This window comes from Lactococcus nasutitermitis, assembly GCF_018403765.1.
Lineage (GTDB): Bacteria > Bacillota > Bacilli > Lactobacillales > Streptococcaceae > Lactococcus > Lactococcus nasutitermitis.
The window spans coordinates 237,730-261,819 of the sequence record NZ_BOVQ01000005.1; the positions used below are offsets into that span (position 1 = coordinate 237,730).

Here is a 24,090-nt window from a genome sequence, read left to right on the forward strand (position 1 = left end):
TGTCAAAAGACTTATCTTAATAAAAAAAGGCCCAAAGAGGCGGAAATAGAAAAAGAGGAAACTAAAATGGCAGTAACAATGTATTATGAAGAGGATGTAAAAGTTCCAGCGCTTGCTGGCAAAAAAATTGCCGTTATCGGCTACGGCTCGCAAGGACATGCCCATGCACAAAATTTGCGTGATAGTGGACATGATGTGATTATCGGCGTACGCAAAGGAAAATCATTTGACAAGGCAAAAGAAGATGGTTTTGAAACGTTTGAAGTAGGCGAAGCCGTTGCAAAGTCTGATGTTATCATGGTTTTGGCACCTGATGAACTTCAGCAAGCTATTTATGAAAATGACATCAAACCAAATCTCAAAGCCGGCTCTGCGCTTGGTTTTGCCCATGGTTTCAATATTCATTTTGGATATATCCAAGTACCTGATAATGTTGATGTATTTATGGTTGCACCTAAAGCGCCAGGACATTTGGTACGTCGGACTTATACGGAAGGTTTCGGGACACCTGCACTTTTTGTTTCACATCAAAATGCGACAGGACATGCACGTGAAATTGCTATGGACTGGGCAAAAGGAATTGGAAGCGCGCGCGTCGGCATTATCGAGACAACTTTCAAAGAAGAAACAGAAGAAGATTTATTTGGCGAACAAGCCGTTCTCTGTGGTGGATTGACAGCCCTTGTCGAAGCTGGTTTTGAAACTTTGACAGAAGCAGGCTACGCGGGTGAACTCGCTTATTTTGAAGTGCTGCATGAAATGAAGCTCATCGTTGACCTTATGTACGAGGGTGGTTTCACAAAAATGCGTCAATCTATCTCAAACACTGCCGAATTTGGCGACTATGTGACAGGACCACGTATCATCACTGACGAAGTTAAGAAAAACATGAAAGCAGTCCTTGCTGATATTCAATCTGGTAAATTTGCTCAAGATTTCGTTGACGACTTCAAGGCTGGACGTCCAAAATTGACAGCTTATCGCGAAGCAGCTAAAAATCTTGAAATTGAAAAAATCGGTGCTGAACTCCGCAAAGCAATGCCATTTACGCAATCTGGTGATGACGACCAATTTAAGATTTATCAATAAAATATTAGTTGCTCTAAATTTTACTTTGACGGTGCAGAAGATGTGCCGTCAATTTTGTAAGTGTTAGGAAAGGGAAAATTATGCTTACAGCAAAAGATGTAGAAAATGCTTACCAAGTTCTAAAGCCCGTTGTCCTAAAAACAGCTCTACAACGGGATAAATATTTATCTGAAAAATATGGTGCAGAGATTTATCTCAAACACGAAAATGAACAGCGTGTGCGCTCTTTTAAACTTCGTGGAGCATATTATGCGATTAGCCAACTCTCAGATGAAGAACGAGCAAGAGGAGTTGTTTGTGCTTCCGCCGGCAATCATGCTCAAGGAGTTGCTTATGCAGCAAACGAGCTTAATTTGACAGCGACGATTTTCATGCCTGTAACCACACCCAATCAAAAAGTATCGCAAGTTCAGTTTTTTGGTGGTGATTACGTAAAAATCGAATTAACAGGAGATACTTTTGATGAAGCAGCAAAAGCAGCAAAGGTATTTGCCAAAGAACATCATAAAACTTTTGTAGACCCATTTGATGATGAAAATGTCATGGCAGGGCAGGGAACAGTTGCTTTAGAGATTTTTGAACAAGCAGCTAAGCAAGACATCAAAATTGATAAAATGCTGATACAAATTGGTGGAGGTGGTCTCATCTCAGGCGTATCAACTTACAGTAAAGAAAAGCAGCCAAGTGTTGAAATCATTGGTGTAGAAGCAACAGGGGCAATGAGTATGCGTGCTGCTTTTAACGCTGGACAACCGGTGACTTTAGAAAAAATTGATAAATTTGCCGATGGGATTGCCGTAGCAACAGTTGGCGAGAAAACATATGCAACTTCTAAAGATAAGATTAACCAACTCGTTGCCGTCGATGAAGGCTTGATTTCACAAACAATTTTAGAACTTTACTCCAAGCTGGGAATTGTTGCCGAGCCTGCCGGAGCGACATCTGTTGCAGCATTAGAAATTATCAAAGATGAAATCAAAGGAAAAACAGTTGTTTGCTTGATTTCTGGTGGTAATAATGACATCAATCGAATGCAAGAAATCGAAGAACGCGCTTTGGTATATGAAGGAGTGAAGCACTATTTTGTTGTAAATTTTCCACAAAGACCAGGAGCTTTGAGAACTTTCGTTACAGATATCTTAGGACCAAATGACGACATTACACGATTTGAATACATCAAGCGCGCAAACAAAGGAAAAGGACCAGTACTGATTGGCATCCTCCTCACAGACCCAAATGATTATGAACCACTCCTTACACGCATCGGACAATTTGATAAAACTTTTGTCAACTTACGTGGCAATGAAAGCTTATATAATTTACTTGTATAAATCTACAAAAAGGGAATAGAAAAAGTCTATTCTCTTTTTATATTTTCATGGACTAAAAATTAAAAGATAATGTATTTTGGATGGTGACAAACAATAAAATAGAGTTTATAATAAAAAACAAGCATGCAAACGATTGCATAAGAAAGGGAAAGTTTAAATTTTTCTTGATGTAACAAACATCTAATAGGAAAATACCATAAATACTAATAGTTTTCGAGAATTTTTATTATAAAAATATGGAAAAGTTGCGAAAAACTATCATTTATTTTTTAATTGTTATATAATGAAATAGAATTTAATTGTTTGAAATAAAAAACGTTTATAGAACATAGAATGGAGAACAATGATAAAGCGTAAGATTGCGTTATTAGTTATGAGTTTTGGCTCACCAACAAATATAGAAGATATTGAGGCTTACTATACTCATATTCGTAACGGAAGAAAACCAACAGATGAGTTACTTGCAGAATTAAAAGGACGTTTTGAGCTTATTGGTGGAACTTCACCACTGGTGAAAATTACCGAGGAGCAAGGTAAAGCTATTGAAGAAGTACTCAATGATAAACAAGATGAAATTGAATATAAACTTTATATTGGATATTTACACGTTGCTCCTTTCATTAAAGATGCTGTTCAACAAATCTATAAAGATGGCTTAACAGAAGCTGTTTCAATCGTTCTTGCACCACAATTTTCAGGTGTAAGTTTAAAGCTTTATAATGATGAAGCACAAAAAGTAGCTACCGAGTTGGGAATTCAGATGAAATCTATTGAGAGTTGGTATCAGGCTCCAAAATTTATCGAAGCTTGGGCTGACAATCTTAAAACGACATTAGCTGAAATTCCAGTAGAAGAACAAAATAAAGCGGTTGTCGTTTTCACAGCACATAGTATTCCTTTGAAATCCGCACAATCAGGAGATTTGTATGTTCCTCAAGTTAAAGAGACAGCAAAATTAATTGCTGAAAAAGCTAAACTTACCCATTATGAAGAAGCATGGCAGTCTGCTGGACGAACACCTTTTCCATGGGTGGGACCAGATGTCTTAGAGTTCACAAAAAAACTCCACTATGAAAAAGGCTATATTCACTATATTTATTGTCCTGTTAGTTTTGTGGCAGACCACTTAGAAGTGTTGTTTGATAATGATTATGAATGTAAAAAGTTGACGGATAAATTGGGGGTGCATTATCATCGTCCGGAGATGCCAAATGTTAATCCTAAATTTATTGAAGCTTTGGCTGGCGTTGTTGTAGCTAAAGTAGCAGAAAATTGAGGCATTGATTTTGGTAAAAATACTAAATGATAGTTTTTTACGAGCAGCACGTGGCGAAAAAACAGACCATGTTCCTGTCTGGTATATGCGTCAAGCAGGACGTTCACAACCAGAATATCGGAAAATCAAAGAAAAATATTCACTTTTTGAAATTACACATCAACCAGAACTTTGCGCTTATGTCACAAAAGTCCCCGTGGATAATTACGGTGTGGATGCGGCAATCCTTTATAAAGATATTATGACGCCCATGCATGCAATGGGGGTAAATGTTGAAATAAAATCTGGAATCGGTCCAGTCATTGAACATCCGATTAAAAATTTGTCAGATGTTCAAGCACTTGAAAAAATTTCACCTAAAGATGATGTCCCTTATGTACTTGATACTATAAAACTCTTGACCGAAGAGCAACTAGCAGTCCCACTTATCGGATTTTCTGGTGCTCCGTTTACTCTTGCAAGTTATATGATTGAAGGGGGACCATCAAAAAATTATAATAAAACGAAAAATTTGATGTGGTCTGAGCCAGAAACTTGGTTTGCTTTGATGGATAAACTAGGTGATATGATTATTGCTTATTGTCAAGCACAAATTGAAGCAGGTGTATCAGCCATTCAACTTTTTGATTCTTGGGTGGGGGCATTGGGACAAGAAGATTATCGAAAGTTTATAAAACCTGTGATGACACGGATTTTTACAGCTCTACAAGTAGAAGAGGTTCCTCTTATCTTGTTCGGTGTGGGAGCAAGTCATTTAATAAAGGAATGGCAAGAGCTTCCAGTGAATGTTATTGGTTTGGATTGGCGCTTGTCTATAAAAGATGCGCGTCAGTCAGGTTTGACAAAGGCTATCCAAGGAAATTTAGACCCATCAGTCTTACTCGCACCATGGAAAATTATTGAGCAAAAAACAAAAGAAATTTTAGATATGGGGATGAAAAAACCAGGGTTTATTTTTAATCTTGGACATGGTGTTATGCCAGAAGTTAATCCTGAAACTTTAAAAAAACTCACGGCCTTTGTCCATGAGTATTCATATAAGAAAGGGATTTTGTGAGTTATTTGAAAAATCTTATGGTAACTCAGCAATAATTTTTTAACTCATGAAAGTTCATAAAAAGGAGATTTAAAATGTCAGAAGAAATAAAAGTTGTTAGTCCTGAAGCGGTAATTCAATTTCCAACAGGTACAATCAAAGCGAGTACTTTGAATTTAATGTTAAAGAAAATTTCATTTGAATTGGGCTATTGTGATGAAAACAATCGTTTTCGTTGGTTCTCAGATAAACCCAATCGATTGCGTGCACGTCGGATTGAAACGATTGGTGAACCTGTGTTACAACTTCATCCACGGATTGCTGATAAAGTAGAACGCCTACTTAATAGCTTTGAAAAAGGTGAAATGGATAGCTGGGTCTTACGTTTTCCTAATCCAGCAGGTGAGCCAAACAAAGGATATAAGAAATTCATTGCTGTTTATGATGATGAACAGCATTATCTTGGCAGTATGGATGCAACCGTTGACATTGCTATTTTTGAAGGAAAAACAGGTAAACGTACACCGGATACTTTGCCAGAATTTCCTACGGAAAAAGGTAAACTTGATATTCGTGAAGAAAAAGTGGCCGGACCTTCAGAAGTTGTTGGAACAGATGTTGTGATTGACTTTCCAACAGGTGCGATTAAAGCGAGCACTTTAGATACAATTTTGAAACTTTGCCCTTTTGAAATGGGCTTTTGCGATGCAGAAGATAATTTTCGCTGGTATACAGATAATCCAAAACGTGTCCATCATCGGAGAACATCAGCGATTGGTGAATCTGTCTTGAAATTACACCCAAAAGTGGCTCACCACGTAGAAAAACTTTTGGAAGACTTTCATGCTGGTACAAAAGATGAATGGGAATTTTGGTTCCCTAAACGTGACGGCTCGCAAGGTCAAATGTATCAAAAATTCATGGCGGTTCGTGATGAAGAAACTGGGGAATATCTTGGTTGTATGGATATTACAGTCAATATCGACCAATTCTTTAGCGAAGAAGAGTTGGCAGCGATGAATTTAGGACCAAAGACTGGTATGGGAGACCACCCAGCAGGACATCCAGAAGCAGGTAAAAAATAATGAAACACATTGCAATTATTGGCGGGGGGATTACAGGACTTACAGCGGCATTCTATTTGCAAAAAACAATTGAAGAACAGAAGTTAGATATTGATTGGAAATTATTTGAAGCGGATAAACGTTTGGGCGGTAAAATCGAAACAGTACATCGGGACGGTTATATTATTGAACGAGGTGCAGATTCTTGGTTGGCACGTAAGTCATCAATGGTAGATTTAGCAAAAGAACTAGGGATTGATGACCGTTTGGTACATAATGCAACAGGTAAGGCTTATATTCTTTTGAATGATAAGCTACATCCAATTCCTGCAGGTTCTATCATGGGTATTCCAACTAATAAAGAGAGTTTTGATTTGAGTGAGCTTGTCTCTGAAGCTGGGAAAAAACGTGCTTATGAAGATTTGATTATTGGAAAGTCACCAGCTAATACTGACCAGTCAATGGGACAGTTTTTCCGTCGTCGTTTAGGAGACGAAGTCGTTGAAAATTTGATAGAACCTTTGCTTTCTGGGGTTTATGGTGGTGAACTTGACACGATGAGTTTACTTTCGACCTATCCACAGTTTTATGAAGTTGAGCAGAAATATGGAAATTTGATTGATGGAATGCGTCTGCAAAATGAAATGAATAAGAAAAATACACCATATACAGGTGGAAAACAAGGGATGTTTTATAATTTCAATACAGGTTTAGAAACAGTTGTTGATAAAATAAAAGAAAGATTACCTTACTCGCAGATATTTGAAAATACAACTATTGAACATATTGAAAAAATTGGCAATCAGTATGAATTGACACTCGAAAATGGGGATAAAGAGATATTTGATAGTGTGATTGTGACAACTCCACATTATACAATGCAAAAAATGCTCAGCCAATATGACTTTTTGGATGAATTTAAGACAATACCTGCGACTTCGGTTGTGACGGTTGCTCTAGCTTTTGATAGAAGCTCCTTACCGCAAGATATTGACGGGACGGGTTTCTTAGTTTCAAGGAATGCGCATTATTCGATTACGGCTTGTACTTGGGTGCATAAAAAGTGGGCACACTCAACACCTGAAGGTAAGATTGTTCTACGTTGTTTTATGGGAAAACCAGGTGATGAGCGTTATGTAAATTTGTCAGATGATGAAATTGTAGATTTGGCATTGACTGATTTGCGTAAAATTATGGATTTACAAGGAGAGCCCGAATTTGCTGAAATTTCGCGCTTAGCGAACTCTATGCCACAATACACAGTTGGTCATAAAGAACGCTTAGTAAAAGTTTATAATGAACTTGAAAAAGAAACTCCAGGTCTGTTTATTGCTGGTATGTCTTATACGGGTGTGGGTTTGCCTGATAATGTAACAGCAGGAAAATTAACAGAAGAAAAAGCTCTTGATTATTTGAATAAAAAATAAGAGTTTAACTCTTGTTGAGTGAGAAGGGAACGTAAGTTTCCTTTTACTCTTTACTTTTAAGGAAAATCATGCAATTATTAGTGATTAGTTTAAATTATAAAAAAGTACCGATAGAAATACGTGAAAAACTCTCCTTTTCTGAGGAGGAATTAAAAACTGCGATGCAGGCTTTAAAAAATGAGCAAGGTATTTTAGAAAATGTTATTTTATCAACTTGTAATCGAACGGAAGTTTATGCACTTGTAGATCAGGCTCATCGCGGAGAGGATTATATCAAGCGTTTTTTGGCAAATTGGTTTCATTTAAAGCTTGATAGTTTTAAAGATTATGTTGTTATCTATCAGGAAAAAGAAGTTGTAAACTATTTGTTTCGTGTGACTTGTGGTTTAGAATCTTTGATTGTGGGAGAAGAGCAAATTTTGCGGCAGGTGAAAGCAAGTTTTGCTTTAGCACAGGATAATAAAGCGACGGGAAGCATTCTTAACCGCTTGTTTAAAGAGGCGATTACTTTGAGTAAGAAAGTTCATACTGAAACGGCTCTGAGTCATAATTCGGTCTCTGTGGGGACGGCAGCGGTTCAGCTGGCAAAACAAGTTGATGTGAACTTTCATGAAGCTACTTGTCTTGTGATTGGTGCTGGGGAAATGAGTGAACTTTCTGCAAAATATCTTTCGGCGCAAAAAATTGGGCAACTGATGATTAGTAATCGGACGTATTCTAAAGCAGAAAAATTAGCAGAAAAATATAAGGGAAAATCCATAGCTTTGTCTGACTTGAAAAAAGCTTTAATAACGGCGGATGTGGTATTTAGTTCTACTTCCGCAAAGGATTTTGTGATTACGTCAGATTTGATGTCAGAAGTTAAAAAGCAACGAAAAAATAGTTCACTTTTTTTGATTGATCTCGCAGTGCCACGAGATATTGACCCTGATATTATCAAATTTGACGGAATTGAATTGTATGATATTGATGATTTGCAGTCCTTAATAAATAATAATGTTGAAGAACGTCATAAAGCAGAAAAAATTACTGAAGAGATGATTCTTCTTGCAAGTGAAGAATTTCAAGATTGGTTGACTGGTCTTGAAGCTGTACCTATCATCAGCCGTTTGCAGGATAAGGGAATGAGAATTCAGCAACAAATCTTACAAACTTTGGAACGCAAACTTCCAGAGCTTGATGAACATGAAAATAAAACTGTCAATAAGTTGACAAAAAGTATTGTCAATCAGATATTACGAGAACCTATTTTAGTAGCAAAAGAACTAGCGCATGAAGAAAATGCAAAGGAAAAGCTTGAGTTATTTCAAAAAATTTTTGATTTAAAGCAAGAAAATGTGGAGGAAAAATAGAAATGAATATAAAATTTGCTCGTCATCGTCGTTTACGCCAAAATGCGACAATGCGCAAAATAGTACGTGAAAATCAAATAAATATTGCTGATTTGATTTATCCGCTATTTGTTGTGGAAGGTAAAGGTATCAGGAATGAAATTCTATCAATGCCTGGTCAGTATCAATTTTCACTTGATAAGTTGGAAGTTGAGATGCAAACAGTAAATGCGTTGGGGATTCCAGCAGTTATCTTGTTTGGAATACCTGAGTATAAAGATGCTGTGGGTTCAGAAGCTTACAATGATGAAGGAATTTTGCAACAAGCGATTCGGATGATTAAGGAAAAGTTTCCGAAGATTTTAGTGATTGCGGATACTTGTTTATGTGAATATACAGATCACGGACACTGTGGTGTAATTGAGCATGACTGTGTTTTAAATGATGAAAGTTTGGAGTTGTTGGTTAAGACGGCGGTTTCTCAAGCGAAAGCTGGTGCTGATATTATTGCACCATCAAATATGATGGATGGTTTTGTTGTAGCTATTCGGACTGGACTTGATGAAGCAGAATTTGAAATGGTGCCTATTATGAGCTATGCAGTCAAATATGCTTCGGCTTTTTATGGACCATTTCGAGATGCGGCTGATTCTGCACCACGGACGGGTCCAAAAGACCGCAAAGGCTATCAGATGGATTCTGCAAATAGCCGTGAAGCAATGCGTGAGGCACAATCCGATGTTGAGGAAGGTGCAGATTTCTTGATTGTTAAACCTGCCTTGTCTTATCTTGATATTACACGTCAAGTGCGCGATCGGTTTGATTTACCGATTGTTACTTATAATGTTTCGGGTGAATATAGTATGGTTAAGGCAGCGAGTCAAAAGGGGTGGATTGATGAAAAAAGGATTGTTATGGAGCAACTTGTCAGTATGAAGCGTGCAGGTGCAGATATGATTATCACTTATTTTGCCAAAGATGTGGCGACCTGGTTGACAGAAGGATGTGAGGAGTGAAAAGATGTTTGAAAAATCAATAAAAGCTTATGTGGAAGCACAAAAAGTTATGCCTGGTGGGGTTAATAGTCCTGTTCGTGCCTTTAAATCAGTAGGGATGAATCCTGTGTTTATTGACCATGCTAAAGGCTCAAAACTTTATGATATTGATGGGAATGAGTATATTGACTATGTTTTGTCATGGGGGCCTTTGATTTTAGGTCATGCAGATGACCAAGTAATTGGAAAATTGCAAGAAGTGGCCGCGCGTGGGACGAGTTTTGGGGCACCTACGGAAATTGAAACAAAGCTTGCGGAACTTGTCATTTCACGTGTAGCTTCTGTGGAGATGTTGCGTATGGTAAATTCTGGAACGGAAGCAACGATGAGTGCGCTACGGTTGGCACGTGGTGCGACAGGACGTAATAAAATTGTGAAATTTATTGGTTGTTATCATGGTCATGAAGATTCTCTATTGGTTAAGGCTGGCTCAGGCGTTTTGACGTTGGGCTTGCCTGATTCACCAGGCGTACCTGCTGGTGTAACCGAGGATACTTTGACAGTAAATTACAATGATTTAGAGGCGGTGGCTGAGCTTTTTGCAACTTATGGCTCTGATATTGCGGCGGTGATTGTGGAGCCTGTGGGAGGAAATATGGGCTGCGTTCCTCCAGTTGCTGGTTTCTTGGAGGGATTACGTAAGATTACTGCTGAAAATGGTGCTTTATTGATTTTTGATGAAGTTATGACAGGTTTTCGTGTGGACTATCATTGCGCGCAGGGGCTTTATAGTATTGAACCTGATTTAACTTGCTTTGGCAAGATTATCGGTGGTGGTTTGCCAGTTGGTGCTTATGGTGGAAAGCGCGAGTTTATGGAGCAAGTAGCGCCTGTTGGAAGTGTTTATCAGGCAGGAACTTTATCGGGGAATCCATTAGCGATGACGGCTGGATTTGAAACGTTGAGTCAGCTAACAAAAGAATCTTATCAAGAATTAGAGCGTTTGGGGGATAAACTTTTGAATGGCTTACAGGATGTGGCTGATAAATATGCTGTGCCTTTTGTGACACATCGTGTAGGTGCGATGTTTGGAATTTTCTTTACTAATGAGAAGGTAATTGATTTTACGACGGCAAAAACTTCAGATACGAATGCTTTTGCATTATTTTTTAAGACAATGCTTGAAAATGGAATTTATCTCGCACCATCACAATTTGAATCAGGTTTTTTATCAACGGCACATTCTGATGCAGATATTGAGAAGACTTTAGCAGCAGCAGATGTTGCTTTTAAAGTGGTAAGTGAGCATAAAAAATGAGAAAATTACGTGTTGGAACGCGGAAAAGTCCGCTGGCAATGAGACAAACGGAACTTGTGATTGAACAACTTTTGAGGGGGAACCCTGATTTGGAAATTGAAGTGGTGGGTTTGTCAACGCAAGGAGATAGAGATCAGAAGTCAGATTTATCAGTTATTGGTGGCAAGGGGATTTTTGTTACGGAGGTTGAAAAATCTTTACTGTCTGGTGAGATTGATTTTGCGGTACATTCTTTGAAAGATATGCCTGCCCTTTTACCGTTAAATTTGACTTTGGCTGCTTTTCCTAAACGTGCTAATCCATTAGATTGTATTGTCTATGAAGGAGAAAATCCGCTGAATAAATCTGGTTTGATTCGCCTAGGAACGAGCTCGGTAAGGCGTGAAAAGCAGTTGAAAAATCTGTTATCAAATGTGACGATTGCTCCTATTCGTGGGAAAATTGAAACGCGTCTTGAAAAATTAAAAGGTGAACAGCTAGATGGTATTGTTTTGGCATGTGCTGGACTTGAGCGTATGGGCTATGAGGCAAATCTGACGTTGGAAGTTTTGACGGCAGAGCAATGTGTGCCAGCTTGTGCGCAAGGAATTTTGGGCTTAGAATGTCGGGAAGATGATTTAAAAATGCTGAGCTTGCTTAGAAGTTTGAATGATGAAGAAACAGCGGAAGCGGCTCAAGCGGAGCGAAAATTTCTTGCTTTGATGAATGGAAACTGTGATATTCCACTTGGGGCTTTAGCACAAAAATCAGGAGATAGCTGGATTTTCCATGCTTTCTTGGCAAAATCACAAGAGGATGTTGGACGGAAAATTGCGTTAGAAGGTGCTAATCCGTCTGTTTTGGCAGAGGAAGCTTTTGAGCAATTAAAATGAAAAAAATTTTATTGTTACGTGAGGATAATCGCGCGGATAAATTATTTTTTAAAAAGCGAGCTTATCAAGTGCTAGAGGTGCCTTTGAGTCGTTTGCTTGTTAGAAATTTGACAAAAAAAGAATGTGCGGATTTGACAGAAGCTGATTGGTTGTTTTTGACGAGTCAAGCTCCTGTCAAAATGTTGTTTTCGTTTTTGACAGAATTGTCAAAAATTCCAAGGATTGCTGTGCTTGGGAAAAAAACGGCACAAGTTGTTGAAGAAATTGGTTTGACGGTTGATTTTATACCAGATGTGGCAACAAAGGAAGCTTTGATAAAGGAATGGCAGGCGAAATTTCCAGCAGAAGCTAAAATTTTTTATCCAAAAAGTAATTTGGCAGATGATAGTCTGAGTCAAAAATTGCTCAATTGTCAGGTGACATCTGTTGTTTGCTACGAGAATCAATTTTATGAGGAACATCAGTTAGTATTGGAAAAAATCTTGCGTGAAAAGGAAATTTCGACGGTTTATTTTGCTAGTCCGTCAAGCTGGGCACGGTTTTATTCTTCTTATAAAAAAAATTATTACCCACTTGAATTTATTGCGATTGGTGCAACGACAAAAGCTGCGATTGAAAAATTGGGTTTTTCGGCAAAAATTAAAAAGTAAAAAACGAGTGATAGCTCGTTTTAAATTTGTTTGTAAATTATTGTTTGCATTTTTTTCTCTAAAAAATGAGCAATATCAGATAACTTTTCTTCGATTTGAGATTGATTTAGAGGAAGCCAATGCTCAACTGTGAAAGTAATTTTTTTAGCAGATATTTTATAATGCCACTTGCCAACGAGCTGATTGTCAAAAATAATCGGTGCCATGAGAATGCCGTTTTTACTCCACATTTCTGGAATTTTATCTTGGGAAGTGAGCCAAGTTTTATCCGCGTAGCCTGTCAAAAGACTGTCAAAACGTGCAGCAATAAAAGTTTTTCCGCCAGTGCTTTCAATATTTTTGACAGAACTGTCAAAAATTATTTTTTGCCAAATGGGGCGGACGATGGAAATTTTTAAGCCAGACCATTTGATAAAATCTTCTAAAATTGCTGGCGCAAAGCCTGTCATGTAGCGTTGAATGAGAAGTTCAATTGCTCGCTCGGCAGTTGTTCGCTGGAAATGTTCGGCAAAAACAAGGCGATAGGCTCTGCTAGAAATTCCAGCATCAAAATAGCAAATTCCTTGTTGCATCATCGTTTGCAGGACGGCTTGGAGTAAATAGCTTTTGAGATTAAAGTTCGGAAAATCTTGACTAATTAGAGCTTCTATTTCAGATTTTGTCAATGATTTCCGAACTTTCAATAAGTCAGTCAGAAAAGTGATAACAGCTAGAGCAAGTTCTTTTTCACCTAAAAAATAAGAATTTGGTAAGCTTTCATTTTGCCGTGCATTGATGAGTAATTCCCAATCTTCGTAGGTCAAAAGGTGCAAAGTCCAGCGATTTGCCCAACTACGAACGATTTTTCCTTCTTCATAAAGTTTTGACAGTTCTGTCAAAGATAAATCTTGGCTGCGTAGAGCGAGATTAAGTTCGGCTTCGCGCTGTGCTTGAGCTTGAATACCTATAGTTTGACGCAAAACGTCAAGAACATTCGCTTTTTTCATGAGAAGTCCATGAGAATTTAAACGCTCAGATAAAATTTCTTTTTCTCTCATTTTCTTAATAAAATTCCAATCAATAAGGTCACAGCAAGTCCGCCATTGTACAAAACAAGGTTGCGAATTTGATAAACAAAGGTTTCAGACTTAACCTGTTTTGCTAAGAATTTTCTCATGTTCATGATAATTATTGGGGCTTCAAGCAACATCAACAAACACCAAATTGGTAAAATTCCAAGAATGATTGCCAGCAGAACACAGGCTGCAGCAAAGATGTACATTGCAATATAAAGTACCAAACTAGCAGGCGTTTTAAGGTAATATGGCAAGGTAAAGCGACCGTTTTTGACATCTTGCTCCAAGTCGCAGATATTATCAGAAAACATGACGTTGAAATTTTGCGCAAAGCACATCATTCCCACAAGGACAATCGGCAAAAGTGCTTTAAAATCCCAAGTCCAGAGCATTTTCCAATCAATAAAATGAATAACGAAATAAGCTTTATCAAAGGAATTGATATAGACAGCTAAGCAAAAACCGAACAATCCACCACAAAGTCCAGCCAACACTTCACCCAGCGGAAAACGACTGAATGCAAAAGGGCCAAAAGTGTAGAAAACCGCGACAATAAAGCAAATTCCGCCAATCGGCAAAATCGCCAGATTTGTCAAGAAAACAACGGCAATTCCAACGATAATGTCAATTCCAAGAAAAATGAGGCAAATTGCCAGTGCCAGTTTTGGATTGATATTGCGGTTGGCAATAATATTGCCGCGCTGTTTGTACTCTGGATCAAGTGCCTTGTAATAGTCCATCAAATTGTTCCAAGCTGAAACAAAAAGATTGATTGAAATGAGACCAATCAAAAATAAAATAGTTGGTAAAAGATGAAAACTGTGAAAATACCAAATAGAAAATAAAATTCCTGCAACTGGCGAAAAAGCTTCGACAGGCAAGGTTTGGATTCTCACAAAATTAAGAAAAGTTTTGAAGTTCATAAGAAAATTATAACAAAAATAATCACAAATTTCCTTGACAGCAGAAGTGAGATACAAAAATGTAAGGAAATACCGAAAATTAACGAAAAAATTCTGACAATTTTGAATGAAAAGAGAAGAATGCTTAAAAAATATGATATAATAGAAAAAATTATTACTTTGAAATCAAAAGGAGACAAAAATGCGTGCAGTAGTAACCGTTGTCGGAGCAGATAAGATTGGGATTGTAGCAGGAGTGACAACAACTTTGTCGGAGCTTCAAGCAAATATTATAGAAATTTCACAAACTTTGATGAGTGGCGCTTTTACAATGATGATGATTGTTGAAACTTCAGATACAGCGGATTTTGCTAATCTAAAAGATACTTTGCAAAATAAAGGAAAAGCGCTTGGAGTTACCATTCACGTGCAAAATCAAGCAATTTTTGACGCAATGCACAAGCTTTGATAGACTTGTCAGCAACTTTTTATGATAAAAATTTTTTGACAGAACTGCCGTAGGGGCTAGAGAATTTATTCTCAGCCTTCTCGGACAGGGTGAACTTATAACGACGTTGTAAGTTTGTAGCCCTGTCAAAAATAAATTTTCAAGTGAAGAAAGAAAAAATGGACATTCAAAATATAAAAGAAACAATCACGATGATTGAGGAGCAAAATTTCGATATTCGGACAATCACAATGGGCATTTCGCTCCTTGATTGTATTGACCCAGATATTGACAAAGCAGCTGAAAAAATTTACCAAAAAATCGTCACAAAAGCGGGCAGACTTGTTGAAGTCGGCAACGAAATTTCTGATGAACTCGGCATTCCGATTGTCAATAAACGCGTTTCTGTCACACCGATTGCGATTATTGGCGCAGCGACAGACGCGACGGATTACACACCGCTCGCGCTTGCGATGGACAAAGCTGCCAAGGAGATTGGTATTGACTTTATTGGTGGCTTTTCAGCGCTCGTGCAAAAAGGTTATCAAAAAGGCGACAAAATTCTCCTTGATTCCCTTACAAATGCGCTCTCTGTGACCGACCGTGTCTGTGCTTCTGTCAATGTCGGCTCAACCAAAGCTGGGATTAACATGACCGCCGTTCGCGACATGGGCGAGATTATCAAGGAAATGTCCACAAAAGGCAAATGGATGTGTGCCAAACTTGTCGTTTTTGCGAATGCTGTCGAGGACAATCCGTTTATGGCGGGCGCTTTTCACGGTGTTGGCGAAGCTGATACGATTATCAATGTCGGAGTTTCTGGCCCAGGTGTTGTCAAGCGTGCGCTCGAAAAAGTCCGTGGTGAAAGTTTCGATATTCTCGCAGAAACGATTAAAAAAACAGCTTTCAAAATCACACGAATTGGTCAACTCGTTGGTAAACTCGCCAGCGAACGCCTCAATGTTGAATTTGGCATTGTTGACCTTTCGCTCGCACCAACACCAGCGATTGGCGATTCTGTCGCGCGCGTCCTTGAAGAAATGGGACTGGAAACAGTGGGGACACATGGCACAACAGCGGCACTTGCCATGCTCAACGATGCTGTCAAAAAAGGCGGTGTCATGGCAGCAGAGCGTGTTGGCGGACTTTCTGGGGCCTTTATTCCCGTATCTGAGGACGAAGGAATGATTGCCGCGGTCAATAGCGGAGCGCTCAGTTTTGATAAACTCGAAGCGATGACTTGTGTCTGTTCCGTTGGTCTTGACATGATTGCCATTCCCGAAGCCACACCGGCAACAACGATTGCAGCAATGATTGCCGACGAAGCAGCGATTGGTATGATTAACCAGAAAACAACCGCTGTTCGTGTCATTCCACTTGGAAAAGAGGGCGACCAAGTCGAATTTGGTGGACTGTTTGGTACTGCTCCAGTGATGCGAGTCAATCAAGCCAGTTCAGCCGATTTTATCGCTCGTGGTGGACAAATTCCAGCTCCCATTCACTCATTTAAGAACTAAAAATTTTTTGACAGAGATACAAACTTACAACAGTCTCTATGACAGTTCTGTCAAAAAAATTTATAACAGGAAAAACAGGATTTTTCAAAATAAAATTCTGTTTTTTGTTACATTCAAATAAGACAGCTGAAAAATAGACTTTATGATATAATTTATATAAAGAAAATCACTGAAAGTGAAGAAAAAATTCATGATAAATATTTATCTCGTCCGTCACGGAAAAACAATGTTCAATACAATCGGTCGCGCTCAAGGCTGGTCTGACACACCATTAACCGCAGATGGAGAACTTGGTGTTACCGAGCTTGGCATAGGCTTTAAAGAAAAGAAAATCAAGTTTGATAGAGCATATTCATCAGACTCAGGACGCACCATCCAAACAATGGGATTTGTCCTCAAATACTCTGACAATGAAAATATTCCCTATAAATTTGACAAACGTATCCGCGAATGGTGTTTTGGCAGTTTTGACGGCGGCTATGATGGCGAACTGTTTGATGGTGTTCTTCCACGTATTTTTGCAGAAAAAGGCAAAAGTGGTAAAATAAGAAGTTACGAAGAAATCGCAGAAGCTATCTACGAAGTAGATACAGCGGGCTGGGCAGAAACCTGGGAAGAACTTTCAGGACGTATTATGACAGGTTTTCATGATATTGCTGCAGAATCTGAAAAAGTAGCTGCAAAAAATATCGTTATCGTTAGTCACGGAATGACGATTGGTACCTTCATCAAGCTTTTGCGTCCAGACCTTCCTAGAGCATACGGATTAGACAATGGTTCAGTTACTCATTTAACCTACGAAAACGGTAATTTCACAGTAGGAGAAGTTGGTGACATGAGCTATCGAAAATTAGGACAAAATTATTTAAAGCATGAAAAGTAAAAGAAAAACAATTTATATCATATTAAGTTTAATAGGAATCGCTCTCGTCATAGGAGTAACCCTTATTTTACCAAGTAATACCTTTCACAAACCAGAAAAAACTAAAGCATCAACATCTCAGCTAGAAAAAAATATAGCAAGCAGCATCAAAAGTTCTGAAAGTTCCACAAGCAGTAGTAGCACAGGAACAGCTCTCCCTATTGCTCATCGCACCGATTGGGATTTAGTATTAGTCAATCGCCAACATCCAAAAGCAGAAATGAACCCACAGCTCACAACGGTTGACGGAAAACAAGTAGATGTTCGGATTGCAACAGCAGTAAAAAATTTCTTAACCGCCGCCCAGCAAATTTCACCAGAGGAACATCTCATTTCAGGCTATCGTTCAGTTGCTTACCAAACTCAACTCTACAACCAGTATATCGCAGATGAAATGGCAGGAGACGGAACCGTCAACACAAACGGAACAGCAATTTCCAAAGCACAAGCCATTCAAAATGTCCAAACTTACTCTCAACCGCCAGAATGTTCCGAACACGAAACAGGACTTGCGATTGATATGAGTAACGTCAATAGTTTAAATGCAAGTCCGCTTGCTATTTCTTCAAAAGTAGCAGCACTTGCTCCCAAATATGGATTTGTCCAGCGTTTTACAAGTTGGGGCGAAAACAGTACAGGAGTACATCCTGAAGATTGGCATTTTCGCTATGTCGGTGTCCAAAATGCGGAATACATGACAAGCCATCATCTCACCTTGGAAGAATACTTACAGCTTTTACCAGAATAAATAAAATCAGATTTCTTAGAAAATAAAAAAATATTAAGAAATCTGATTTTATTTCCCCATTTTTTATGGTTTTTTCGTATAATAGTAAGGATATGAAAATTTCACAAGGGGAAACAAAATAAAATGAAAAGAACCTATCTATTTTTATTAGTAAATATTGGATTATGGCTATATACTATCAATGGATTGATAAAAGCATTAACAACACCAGTCAATAGTTTAGACACAAAAGTAAAGAGTGCCTTCACAGGAACAAATAACTTTCTCACAAGCGAATGGAAAGAGGTAAGTCACTTCATTTTCGATTGGGAAACGATTATCTTTATTCTTCTTGCGATTGTCCTAGTCGTTTTGATGGTTGTCTTTTGGCGAATCACATTTATAGCATTAGTCGTACTTACATTTCTTGTTGTCGTTTGGTTGACTTATTATGCAGTCAATGGACGAATTTTATTAGAAAATTATTATCCAGTTGTTGTTTTAATTATCACAGCAGGAAATATTTATCTTGCAGCCAAAGTATCGAAACTACTATAAAGGAATATAAAAGATGAGATTACCTAAGAATATGACTGCTTTTTCCAAAAAATATAAGCTAGGACATCATTTACTCCCATTATTGGGAACATGGTTAGATATTAAACATTTTGGACTGATTAGAGAAGCATTACTTGATGATGAGGAAGTAGCGATTGCTTTTGAAGGCAGATTTCAGCCAGCAAATTCCATTCAAGCACAAGCAGGAAAAGAAAATAAAGATAAAGTAAAATGGCGAACTACAAAAGGTTATTATGCTTTTGCAGTAACCAATCGTCAACGTCTCATTTATGCTCACTGGCGACCTTTTCATCACACCGTTGAAAGTATCCGTTTTGACCGTATGACAGATGTAAAAATAGCCACAGGAGTTTTTATGGGACGAACACGAGTTGGAACGCTGGAAGATGATTTTTATATTTATTTCTTCTCAGGAACGATTAAACGTATCGGAAAAATTTTACAAACAGCAGCGATTGAAAAACGCGTGGTTGACATGATTTGAATTAAAAATTAGCACTCGTATAAAAAGAGTGCTAATTTTTTGTAGTTTTTTCTTGACAGCTCTAAATAAAAGAGATATAATAATTTTAGCACTTAGGAAGTACGAGTGCTAATAAAAAAAGAAAGTGAGCAAAAAATGATTACAGAACGTCAACGACAGATTTTGAATCTGATTGTTTCACTTTATTCCAGAGACCATACACCGATTGGTTCAAAAGCACTTCTTGACTCAATACACGCATCAAGTGCCACTATCCGAAACGATATGAAAGTTTTGGAAGAACTCGGCTTTATTCAAAAAGAACATACATCAAGTGGACGTATTCCAAGTATTTTGGGTTATAAGTATTTTGTTGATAATGTTCTCACTCTTGAAGAATTTAGTCAAAATGACCTTTTTCAAATCATGAAAGCTTTTGATGGAGAGTTTTATCGCTTATCAGATTTATTTGAAACTGCGAGTAGAACATTATCGAGCTTAACAGGTTTGACGAGTTTTGTTTTAAATATTCCTCAAAGAGAACAGCAACTGATTTCATTTGAACTTGTGATGTTGGATAGTCATTCCGTTCTTGCCGTGGTGACACTTGCTACTGGAGAAGTCAGGACCAATCAATTCATCATGCCAAAAAGCATGACTGAAGCAGATTTACAAGTATTCTCCGATGTAGTCAAAGAACGTCTAGTAGGTAAAAAAGTAATTGATATTCATTACTCCTTACGTACAGAAATTCCTCAAGTTGTACAGCAATATTTTAAAGTCGTGAATGATGTACTACAACTTTTTGATACAGTTTTCTCAGATTTATTTAATGATAAACTTATCAGTAGTGGGCGTCAAAATATTTTTGATTATACGACAGAAAATCTCTCTGAACTTTATAAAATGCTCAGCGATGACACACGTATGGTACATGAGATTAGACAAGCCACAGATAATGACGAGATGCGCTCTGTTGAGTTCAAGAAAAAAGATTTTCTTGAAAATCTAACCATTATCAGTCAAAAGTTCATTATTCCTTATCGTGGTTTAGGTACTTTAACGGTTATTGGACCAGTTGAGATGGATTATCAACGGATATTATCAATTCTCGATTTAGTAGCAAAGGTTTTAACAATGAAACTCAGTGATTATTATCGTTATCTTGACGGCAATCACTACGAAATTAGGAAATGATAAGAAAAATGAAATTTTTCAATAAAAAAGGGGGTCACATGACCGAAGAAAACAAAGAAGAATTAAAAAAAGACCAAGAAGTTCAAGAAGAACTTACAGAAGAAGCGCTTGAAGATATTGTAGAAGATGAAATCAGTGACCTTGAAGAAGCTCAAAAAGCTGCTGATGAATGGGAAAATAAATTTCTACGTGTTTCAGCTGAAATGCAAAATATTCAACGTAGAAGCAACGAAGAACGTCTTTCTCTTATCAAATATCGCTCACAAGATTTGGCAAAAAAAATCTTGCCAAGTTTGGATAATATTGAGCGCGCTCTTGCTGTTGAAGGTTTGACAGATGATGTTAAACGCGGACTTGAAATGGTACAAGAGAGCTTAGTAAATGCCCTCAAAGAAGAAGGAATCAGTGAGATTTCAACGGCAGATGAATTTGACCCGAACTTTCATATGGCAGTTCAAACTGTTCCAACAGACGACGAACATCTGGCAAATAGCATTGTTCAAGTTTTTCAAAAAGGTTATCAACTCCATGAGCGTGTATTAAGACCAGCAATGGTAGTTGTTGCTCAATAAAATAAAACATTGTCCGCAACGACAAAAAACTATGAAGAAGCAAAAAATGTGCATGGCACAAAGTAAAAATAAAAAAGGAAGTATTAAATATGTCTAAAATCATCGGTATTGACTTAGGTACAACAAACTCAGCAGTCGCAGTTCTTGAAGGCTCTGAATCAAAAATTATTGCAAATCCAGAAGGCAATCGTACAACACCATCTGTTGTTGCTTTCAAAAATGGAGAAATCCAAGTCGGTGAAGTAGCAAAACGTCAAGCAATTACAAATCCAAATACAATCATCTCAATCAAACGTCACATGGGCGAAAATTACAAAGTCGAAGCTGAAGGGAAATCTTACTCTCCACAAGAAATCTCAGCAATGATTTTGCAAAACTTGAAAGCTACAGCTGAAGCTTACCTTGGCGAAAAAGTTGATAAAGCAGTTATCACAGTTCCTGCTTACTTCAATGATGCCCAACGTCAAGCAACAAAGGATGCTGGTAAAATTGCTGGCCTTGAAGTAGAACGTATTGTCAACGAACCAACTGCAGCTGCACTTGCTTACGGACTTGATAAAACTGACCGTGATGAAAAAATTCTTGTATTTGACCTTGGTGGTGGTACATTTGACGTCTCAATCCTTGAACTCGGTGACGGTGTCTTTGATGTCTTAGCAACATCTGGTGATAATCATCTTGGTGGAGATGACTTTGACCAAAAAGTTATTGATTATTTAGTTGCTGAATTCAAAAAAGAAAACGGCATTGACCTTGCAACAGATAAAATGGCTTTGCAACGTTTGAAAGATGCTGCTGAAAAAGCGAAGAAAGATCTTTCTGGTGTATCTTCTACACAAATCAGCTTACCTTTCATCACAGCAGGTGCTAATGGCCCTCTCCACTTGGAAAATACATTGACACGTGCAAAATTTGATGAATTGACTGCTGACCTTGTTGAACGTACACGCCGTCCGGTTCGTGATGCTCTTGCAGAAGCTGGATTGTCAACATCTGATATTGACGAAGTTCTTCTTGTTGGTGGTTCTACTCGTATTCCAGCCGTTGTTGAACTTGTTAAGAAAGAAACAGGTAAAGAACCTAACAAATCAGTCAACCCTGACGAAGTTGTTGCAATGGGTGCAGCAATCCAAGGTGGTGTCATCACTGGTGACGTTAAAGATGTTGTTCTTCTTGATGTTACACCACTTTCACTCGGTATCGAAACAATGGGTGGCGTATTTACAAAACTCATTGACCGTAATACAACAATTCCAACATCTAAATCACAAGTCTTCTCAACCGCTGCTGACAATCAACCAGCTGTTGACATTCATGTCCTCCAAGGAGAACGTCCAATGGCCGCTGATAACAAGACTTTGGGACGTTTCCAATTAACAGATATCCCTGCAGCACCACGTGGTATTCCACAAATCGAAGTTACATTTGATATTGATAAGAACGGTATCGTTTCTGTAAAAGCCAAAGACCTTGGTACACAAAAAGAACAAACCATCGTTATCAAATCAAACTCAGGACTTTCTGATGATGAAATTGATAAGATGATGAAAGATGCCGAAGCTAATGCAGATGCAGATGCAAAACGTAAAGAAGAAGTAGATACACGTAATGAAGCGGATGCGCTCGTCTTCCAAACTGAAAAGACAATCAAAGATCTTGAAGGAAAAGTTGATGAAGCTGAAGTGAAAAAAGCGGAAGATGCGAAAGAAGAACTCAAAAAAGCACTTGAAGGCGATAATATCGAAGATATCAAAGCCAAATCAGAAGCTTTGTCTGAAATCGCTCAAAACCTTGCTGTAAAACTTTACGAACAAGCAAATGCTGAACAACAAGCTGCCGGTGAAACAGGAGCTACTCAAGAAGCACCAAAAGATGATAATACATTTGATGGTGAATTTGAAGAAAGTAAATAAGTTTAGAATAAAAAAGCTTTTATATTTGTAAAAGCTTTTTTTGTGTAATGAATGGCTGCAATTTAACAAAATTGAATTTGAAGTAAGAAAATATATAAAAACTTTTAATAAAAATACCGCAATAAAAAGACCAGCTTATTATTATTTTTTGTTATAATAATTCTTATGATAGAAAAAACATTTGAAAAAGAACTCACTGAAATTCGACATTATTTACATCAACATCCAGAATTGTCTGAGCAAGAAGTGGAAACAACAAAATTTTTGCTAGAAAAATTAAAAAGTTGGGGAGTTGAAATTTTAGACAGTAATTTAAAAACAGGGATTGTTGCTAAAATTGGACAAGGAAAGCCTGTCATTGCTTTGCGTGCTGATATTGATGCTTTGCCAGTAAAAGAAGAGACGGGATTGGATTTTGCTTCAAAAAATATTGGAGTGATGCACGCTTGTGGGCATGATTTGCATATGACGAGTTTACTTGGTGCTGCAAAGATTTTAAAAGAGCGTGAAAATGAACTTCGGGGAACAATCAAACTTATCTTTCAACCATCAGAGGAGCATGGAACAGGGGCAAAAATGGTGCTTGAAAGTGGAACGGTAGATGATGTCCAAGCTTTTTTGGGTTATCATAATATTCCAACCTTAGGGACAAGTGTGATTGGTTTACGTGAAAAGGGTGTGATGGCAGCCGTTGAGCAGTTTTATGTTAGAATAACGGGCGTTGGAAGTCATGCAGCCTATCCGCATGAGGGAATCGACTCCATTCTTGCTTTGTCGGGAATTGTTCAAAATTTACAATCCATTGTATCGCGTAATGTGCCACCTTTAGAGGCAGCAGTTGTTTCTGTGACTCATATTGAAGCTGGAAATACTTGGAATGTGTTGCCAAATTCAGCAATTTTTGAGGGAACAATCCGAACTTTTGATGATGAAGTACGTAAAATGACAAAAGAACGATTTATCGAAATCGTTGAAGCGAGTGCAAAAGTTTATGGAGTGAAAATTGAGATTGAATGGATTATGGGTTCAGATTTGACTTATAATGACCCTGAATTGACAGAAGTTCTATCTGCTATGGTTCAAAAAAACTTTGATAAAGTAACTTTGCCTGAGCCTTCTAGTGCTGGTGAAGATTTTGCAAGTTATCGTAAGCAGGCTCCGTCAGTTTTTGCTTTTATAGGTTCTAATGATGCGGGAACGGCAGGACTTCATGCACCAGATATGATTATCCAAGATGAAGCATTGCCTGTAGCTATTGATTATTATGTGAAAAGTAGTTTTGAGATGTTGAAATATTTATCCGAGAAATAGGATTTTTTAAATTCTATTTTTTTTTTTAGTATTTTTTGATAGTTTTTGGTTGACTTTGAACGAAAATGATGTATAATGTAAAATGAAAGCAATTA

At 37.8% G+C, this 24,090-nt stretch carries 23 protein-coding genes; 21 read left to right on the forward strand and 2 right to left on the reverse strand.

Features of this window, described 5'->3' with window-relative positions; all coding sequences use genetic code 11:
• Window positions 1-66 precede the first annotated feature (66 nt).
• The 11 genes from ilvC to KJS36_RS07145 all read left to right on the forward strand — a co-directional run bounded on the left by ilvC (window position 67) and on the right by KJS36_RS07145 (window position 12,389).
• On the forward strand, window positions 67-1,089 hold the full coding sequence (gene ilvC, locus KJS36_RS07095) for a ketol-acid reductoisomerase (protein WP_213536088.1): 1,023 nt from the start codon (window positions 67-69) through the stop codon (window positions 1,087-1,089).
• A gap of 80 nt (window positions 1,090-1,169) precedes the next feature.
• On the forward strand, window positions 1,170-2,420 hold the full coding sequence (gene ilvA, locus KJS36_RS07100) for a threonine ammonia-lyase IlvA (RefSeq protein WP_213536090.1): 1,251 nt from the start codon (window positions 1,170-1,172) through the stop codon (window positions 2,418-2,420).
• A 343-nt stretch (window positions 2,421-2,763) separates the two neighbouring features.
• On the forward strand, window positions 2,764-3,696 hold the full coding sequence (hemH, locus tag KJS36_RS07105; protein ID WP_213536092.1) for a ferrochelatase: 933 nt from the start codon (window positions 2,764-2,766) through the stop codon (window positions 3,694-3,696).
• 10 nt (window positions 3,697-3,706) lie between these two features.
• Window positions 3,707-4,753: a uroporphyrinogen decarboxylase gene (hemE, locus tag KJS36_RS07110; protein ID WP_244842811.1), complete on the forward strand. Its 1,047-nt coding sequence runs from the start codon at window positions 3,707-3,709 to the stop codon at window positions 4,751-4,753.
• A 74-nt stretch (window positions 4,754-4,827) separates the two neighbouring features.
• Window positions 4,828-5,817: a PAS domain-containing protein gene (locus KJS36_RS07115; protein ID WP_213536094.1), complete on the forward strand. Its 990-nt coding sequence runs from the start codon at window positions 4,828-4,830 to the stop codon at window positions 5,815-5,817.
• Window positions 5,817-7,223 (forward strand): protoporphyrinogen oxidase, encoded by a 1,407-nt coding sequence (gene hemY / locus KJS36_RS07120; RefSeq protein WP_213536096.1) that lies wholly within the window; start codon window positions 5,817-5,819, stop codon window positions 7,221-7,223. Before KJS36_RS07115 ends, hemY begins: the two co-directional genes overlap by 1 nt.
• 68 nt (window positions 7,224-7,291) lie before the next feature.
• Entirely contained in the window at window positions 7,292-8,575 is a 1,284-nt protein-coding gene (gene hemA / locus KJS36_RS07125; RefSeq protein WP_213536098.1) for a glutamyl-tRNA reductase, read from the forward strand.
• 8 nt (window positions 8,576-8,583) lie between these two features.
• On the forward strand, window positions 8,584-9,570 hold the full coding sequence (gene hemB, locus KJS36_RS07130; RefSeq protein ID WP_213536174.1) for a porphobilinogen synthase: 987 nt from the start codon (window positions 8,584-8,586) through the stop codon (window positions 9,568-9,570).
• Window positions 9,571-9,574: 4 nt separating this feature from the next.
• Window positions 9,575-10,867 carry a glutamate-1-semialdehyde 2,1-aminomutase gene (gene hemL / locus KJS36_RS07135; protein ID WP_213536100.1) on the forward strand — a complete coding sequence of 431 codons (1,293 nt, stop codon included), beginning with the start codon at window positions 9,575-9,577 and terminating at the stop codon, window positions 10,865-10,867.
• A complete protein-coding gene (gene hemC / locus KJS36_RS07140) occupies window positions 10,864-11,739 on the forward strand; it encodes a hydroxymethylbilane synthase (protein WP_213536102.1) in 876 nt (291 codons plus the stop codon). Before hemL ends, hemC begins: the two co-directional genes overlap by 4 nt.
• A complete protein-coding gene (locus KJS36_RS07145) occupies window positions 11,736-12,389 on the forward strand; it encodes a uroporphyrinogen-III synthase (protein WP_213536104.1) in 654 nt (217 codons plus the stop codon). The genes hemC and KJS36_RS07145 overlap by 4 nt, the downstream gene beginning before the upstream one ends.
• Window positions 12,390-12,409: 20 nt before the next feature.
• Here the strand turns inward: KJS36_RS07145 and KJS36_RS07150 are convergent, their stop codons facing one another.
• Both KJS36_RS07150 and KJS36_RS07155 read right to left on the reverse strand, forming a co-directional pair.
• A complete protein-coding gene (locus KJS36_RS07150; protein ID WP_213536106.1) occupies window positions 12,410-13,426 on the reverse strand; it encodes a winged helix DNA-binding domain-containing protein in 1,017 nt (338 codons plus the stop codon).
• A complete protein-coding gene (locus KJS36_RS07155; RefSeq protein ID WP_213536109.1) occupies window positions 13,423-14,367 on the reverse strand; it encodes a UbiA family prenyltransferase in 945 nt (314 codons plus the stop codon). Before KJS36_RS07155 ends, KJS36_RS07150 begins: the two co-directional genes overlap by 4 nt.
• A gap of 181 nt (window positions 14,368-14,548) precedes the next feature.
• Between KJS36_RS07155 and KJS36_RS07160 the strand changes: the two genes are divergently transcribed.
• The 10 genes from KJS36_RS07160 (at window position 14,549) to KJS36_RS07205 (ending at window position 23,995) form a co-directional block, all read left to right on the forward strand.
• The gene (locus KJS36_RS07160; RefSeq protein WP_213536111.1) at window positions 14,549-14,815 is read left to right on the forward strand and encodes an ACT domain-containing protein; all 267 of its coding nucleotides are present in this window, start codon (window positions 14,549-14,551) and stop codon (window positions 14,813-14,815) included.
• Between the two features lie 158 nt (window positions 14,816-14,973).
• Window positions 14,974-16,311 (forward strand): PFL family protein, encoded by a 1,338-nt coding sequence (locus KJS36_RS07165; RefSeq protein ID WP_213536113.1) that lies wholly within the window; start codon window positions 14,974-14,976, stop codon window positions 16,309-16,311.
• A gap of 190 nt (window positions 16,312-16,501) precedes the next feature.
• Window positions 16,502-17,194 (forward strand): histidine phosphatase family protein, encoded by a 693-nt coding sequence (locus KJS36_RS07170; protein ID WP_213536115.1) that lies wholly within the window; start codon window positions 16,502-16,504, stop codon window positions 17,192-17,194.
• Window positions 17,184-17,981, forward strand: coding sequence for a M15 family metallopeptidase (locus KJS36_RS07175; protein ID WP_213536117.1), 798 nt, complete (start codon window positions 17,184-17,186; stop codon window positions 17,979-17,981). The genes KJS36_RS07170 and KJS36_RS07175 overlap by 11 nt, the downstream gene beginning before the upstream one ends.
• Window positions 17,982-18,104: 123 nt before the next feature.
• Window positions 18,105-18,518, forward strand: coding sequence for a hypothetical protein (locus tag KJS36_RS07180; protein ID WP_213536119.1), 414 nt, complete (start codon window positions 18,105-18,107; stop codon window positions 18,516-18,518).
• Window positions 18,519-18,531: 13 nt separating this feature from the next.
• Window positions 18,532-19,023, forward strand: coding sequence for a hypothetical protein (locus KJS36_RS07185; RefSeq protein WP_213536121.1), 492 nt, complete (start codon window positions 18,532-18,534; stop codon window positions 19,021-19,023).
• Window positions 19,024-19,158: 135 nt separating this feature from the next.
• On the forward strand, window positions 19,159-20,199 hold the full coding sequence (gene hrcA / locus KJS36_RS07190) for a heat-inducible transcriptional repressor HrcA (RefSeq protein ID WP_213536175.1): 1,041 nt from the start codon (window positions 19,159-19,161) through the stop codon (window positions 20,197-20,199).
• Window positions 20,200-20,237: 38 nt separating this feature from the next.
• Window positions 20,238-20,771, forward strand: a complete 534-nt coding sequence (grpE, locus tag KJS36_RS07195) for a nucleotide exchange factor GrpE (protein WP_213536122.1) — start codon at window positions 20,238-20,240, stop codon at window positions 20,769-20,771.
• An 89-nt stretch (window positions 20,772-20,860) separates the two neighbouring features.
• Window positions 20,861-22,684: a molecular chaperone DnaK gene (dnaK, locus tag KJS36_RS07200; RefSeq protein WP_213536123.1), complete on the forward strand. Its 1,824-nt coding sequence runs from the start codon at window positions 20,861-20,863 to the stop codon at window positions 22,682-22,684.
• Between the two features lie 165 nt (window positions 22,685-22,849).
• Window positions 22,850-23,995 carry an amidohydrolase gene (locus KJS36_RS07205; protein WP_213536124.1) on the forward strand — a complete coding sequence of 382 codons (1,146 nt, stop codon included), beginning with the start codon at window positions 22,850-22,852 and terminating at the stop codon, window positions 23,993-23,995.
• Window positions 23,996-24,090: the final 95 nt, after the last annotated feature.